The sequence below is a fragment of the Sphingomonas sp. NPDC019816 genome, from assembly GCF_050274375.1.
In the GTDB taxonomy this organism is placed as follows: domain Bacteria; phylum Pseudomonadota; class Alphaproteobacteria; order Sphingomonadales; family Sphingomonadaceae; genus Sphingomonas.
This window is the reverse complement of record NZ_JBNNOB010000219.1, coordinates 1-3450: the sequence shown is the minus strand read 5'-3', so window position 1 is coordinate 3450 and position 3450 is coordinate 1. Positions and strand designations below refer to the sequence as shown.

Sequence of the window (3450 nt, the reverse complement as noted above, 5' to 3'; positions counted from 1 at the left end):
CGGGCTGGGCTGCGGCGCGAGCGTCACCGGCGTGTGCTTCCAGCTGCCGGGCTGAGACCGGCGGCGATGGCCGGGCCGCGATCGGGCGGCCCGGCCCGCCCGGTCAGACCAGCACCTTGCCCGGCCGCTCGATCCCGTCGAGATCGGTGGTCGCGTCGATCTCCAGCAGGGTTTTGATATGACCGTCGCGGATGTCGTAGACCCAGCCGTGCAGCCATAGCTCGCGACCCTCGGCAAAGGCCGTCTGGATCGTGTCCAGCCGCGCGAGGTGGCGCAGCTGTTCCATCACGTTCACCTCGACCAGGCGGTTGACCTTGGCACCCTCGTCGGGCTGCGCCGCGATCTCGTCCCGGTGGCGGTGCAGCACCTCGCGGGCATTGCCCAGCCACCGGTCGACCGGCCCCTCCGTCCCGCCGTTCAGCGTGGCGAGCACGCCGCCACAGCCGTGATGGCCGCACAGGATGACATGGCGGACCTTCAGCACGTCGACCGCATATTGCACGACCGACAACAGGTTCAGGTCGTCGTCATGGACGAGATTGGCGATGTTGCGGTGGAGGAACATGCCACCCGGCGGCGTCATCGTCATCTGCTCGGGCGTCACCCGGCTGTCGGAACAGCCGATCCACAGAAAGTCGGGCTTCTGCCCCACCGTCTGGCGCTGGAAGAAGTCGGTCTTCTCCTCGAGGAGTTCGGTCGCCCAGGCCTTATTGGCGAGCAGCAGCTGCTTATATTCCCTCATGCGTAGCGCACTCCCGTCGATGGGGCATTGATCAGCGGGGCGGTCCGCTCGGCGATGTCGCCGCGCACGATGACGCTGATCCCGCGATAGTCGGCGCCCTTGATGAAGGCGTTGATGATGTCGACATTGTCGAGATCGACATAGGAGGTCGAGGACAGGTCGATCAGCAGGTTGGCGCCGTCCGGCACCTTGGCGAGCGACTTCTGCAGCTCGTACTTGTGGATGAAGTACAGGTTGCGCCGCGCCCGGATCAGGCAGTCGCCATCGTCATAGGCATAGGTCAGCGCCGGACGGAAATTGCGCGCCACGACGAAGACGAAGCCGACGACCAGCCCGACCACGATCCCGATCAGCAGGTCGGTGCGCAGGATCGCCAGGATGGTGACGATAAAGGGGATGAACTGGCTCCACCCCTGCTTGAACCGCTCGGTGAACAGCTTGGGCTTGCACAGCTTGTAGCCGGTGGCGATCAGCACGGCGGCGAGTGCGGCCAGCGGAATCTGGTTGAGCAGGACCGGAATCAGCGCGACCGACAGTAGCAGCCAGGTGGCGTGCAGCATCGCCGACATCTTGCTCTCGGCCCCGGCATCGACATTGGCCGAGGAGCGGACGATCACCGAGGTGACGGGCAGGCCGCCCAGCAGGCCCGAGACGATGTTGCCGCCACCTTGCGCCATCAGCTCCCAATTCTTGTCGGTGGTGCGGCGGCGCGGATCGAGCTCGTCGACCGCCTTCACGCTCAAGAGCGACTCCAGGCTGGCGACGATCGCCAGCGTGATCGCGGTGGTCCACACCGCGCCGGTGCCGATCGCCGAGAAGTCGGGCAGCTGGAACTGGCCGAGAAACTCCGAGGCGCCGCCGGCGACGGGCACGCGCACCAGATGGCTGCCCGCCAATTGCCATGCGGGCTGGAACGCGCCGAGCAGCATGTTGCCGACCACGCCGATGACGACCACGACCAGCGGCCCGGGCAGCAGCCGCAGCGGGCCCTGCTTGGGCTTGGCGTGATCCCACCAGAACAGGAAGGCGAGCGACACCGCGCCGATCAGCACCGCGCCGGGGGCGATGTCCTGGCTGACGCTGGTCCACAGATCGGTGAAGGTATTGCCGCCGGCGCGGCTGGCATATTCGAAGCTGCCCTCGAAATCGCCGTCATAGCCGATGGCGTGCGGCACCTGCTTCAGGATCAGGATCAGGCCGATCGCGGCCAGCATGCCGGTGATGACGGCCGAGGGCACGAACTCGGCCAGCACGCCCGCGCGGGTAAAGGAGAAGGCAAGCTGCAACACGCCGGCCAGCATGACCGCCAGCAGGAAGACCTGGAAACTGGGCAGCCGCTCGATCGCTTCGAACACGATCACGGTCAGGCCGGCGGCGGGGCCGGACACGGACAGCGGCGATCTGGACAGGAAGCCGACGACCAGCCCCCCGACGATGCCGGCGATCATCCCGGCGAAGGGCGGTGCGCCCGAGGCGACCGCGATACCCAGACATAGTGGCAGGGCGACGAGCGCCACCACGATCGACGCCGGCACGTCCGCTCTTGCGGTGGCCAGGAAGGAACGGCTGTCGGCCACACGGGCTCCATAAGAATGAGTGGGTCATCATATGCCCGATTCGGACATGACCATATGATGACGCTTATGTCATGAATGAGCCGCCGGCCGTCGGTCAAGCCCGTCAAATCATGCCATCATATCGTGCATTTACGGGCCCCTTGGCGCGAAAGCGTGCCGGTGGTGCTTGCGCGCCGGGCCAAGTCGCCTAAATCGGCCCAGTGGCGCGATCTTCTACACGATCCAATGACTGGGGCTTTCCGCGGTGGCGCAGCTATGGCGCGTCGCGCGAGGCCAAGCCGGTGCGTATCTGCGACCGGCATGGCTGCGACCAGCCGGGCAATTGCCCGGCCCCCAAATCGCCCAACAGCCCCGACCGCTGGTATTTCTGCGAGACGCATGCCGCCGAATATAACCGGGGCTGGGACTATTTTCAGGGCCTGAGCGCCGAGGAAGCGGCGGCGCGCGAGGCGTCGGAGCGGCGGACGAGCGCCGGCTATGCCCAGTCCAAGCATCAGGCCTGGGCGGGGCCGGGCGACGGTAGCCGCTCGCGCGACGAGATGCGCGCGCTCGACGCGCTGGGCCTCGAGCCGGACGCCGAGTTCGACCTGATCCGCGCGACGTGGCGCGGGCTGGCCAAGGCGAACCATCCCGACATCCGCCCCAACGACCCCGAGGCGGCGACGAAATTCCAGCAGGTGCAGGCGGCCTATGAAGTCCTGCGCGCCGCCGAGGAACGGCGGAGCTGGAAGCCCGAATGATCCGCCGCGCCAAGGCGGAATGGGAAGCGACGGTCCTGGTCTGCGGCAAATGCTCGAAAAAGGTCGGCGGCGGGTTTGGGCCGAAGGGCAAGACCTCGCTAGCCAAGGCGCTCAAGCGGATCTTCGGCAAGGGGCGCAAGGCTTCGGTCGGGGTGGTCGAGACGAAATGCCTCGGCCTCTGCCCGAAGAACGCGGTGACGCTGGTCGATGGGCGAAAGCCCGGCGAATGGCTGGTCGTGACGCCGGACGAGGATGTCGAGGCGATCGCGGCGCGGCTGGGGCGGGGTGGTTGACGGGCGGGCGTTCGGGCGTGGCCTTCGACTTCGCTCAGGCTGAGCGGAGCGAGGGACGCTTTCCATTCACCAACCGCCGTTCAGCCTGAGCGAAGTCG

At 67.0% G+C, this 3450-nt stretch carries 4 protein-coding genes; 2 read left to right on the top strand and 2 right to left on the bottom strand.

The annotated features are described in order from the left end of the window. Positions 1-103: 103 nt before the first annotated feature. Both ACQKJZ_RS18620 and ACQKJZ_RS18615 read right to left on the bottom strand, forming a co-directional pair. Complete coding sequence (locus tag ACQKJZ_RS18620) at positions 104-742, bottom strand: carbonic anhydrase (protein WP_427733100.1); 639 nt, start codon at positions 740-742, stop codon at positions 104-106. Next, complete coding sequence (locus tag ACQKJZ_RS18615) at positions 739-2319, bottom strand: SulP family inorganic anion transporter (RefSeq protein ID WP_427733097.1); 1581 nt, start codon at positions 2317-2319, stop codon at positions 739-741. Before ACQKJZ_RS18615 ends, ACQKJZ_RS18620 begins: the two co-directional genes overlap by 4 nt. Positions 2320-2519: 200 nt before the next feature. Here ACQKJZ_RS18615 and ACQKJZ_RS18610 point away from each other — a divergent pair, with 200 nt between their 5' ends. Together ACQKJZ_RS18610 and ACQKJZ_RS18605 are read left to right on the top strand one after the other, a co-directional pair. After that, entirely contained in the window at positions 2520-3059 is a 540-nt protein-coding gene (locus ACQKJZ_RS18610) for a J domain-containing protein (protein WP_427733095.1), read from the top strand. Beyond that, positions 3056-3352: a (2Fe-2S) ferredoxin domain-containing protein gene (locus tag ACQKJZ_RS18605; RefSeq protein WP_427733093.1), complete on the top strand. Its 297-nt coding sequence runs from the start codon at positions 3056-3058 to the stop codon at positions 3350-3352. The genes ACQKJZ_RS18610 and ACQKJZ_RS18605 overlap by 4 nt, the downstream gene beginning before the upstream one ends. Positions 3353-3450 lie beyond the last annotated feature (98 nt).

What these genes read in the sequence shown, in the direction of transcription:
- ACQKJZ_RS18620 (WP_427733100.1), bottom strand. Translation starts at nt 742, where the DNA reads ATGAGGGAATATAAGCAGCTGCTGCTCGCCAATAAGGCCTGGGCGACC.
- ACQKJZ_RS18605 (WP_427733093.1), top strand. Translation starts at nt 3,056, where the DNA reads ATGATCCGCCGCGCCAAGGCGGAATGGGAAGCGACGGTCCTGGTCTGC.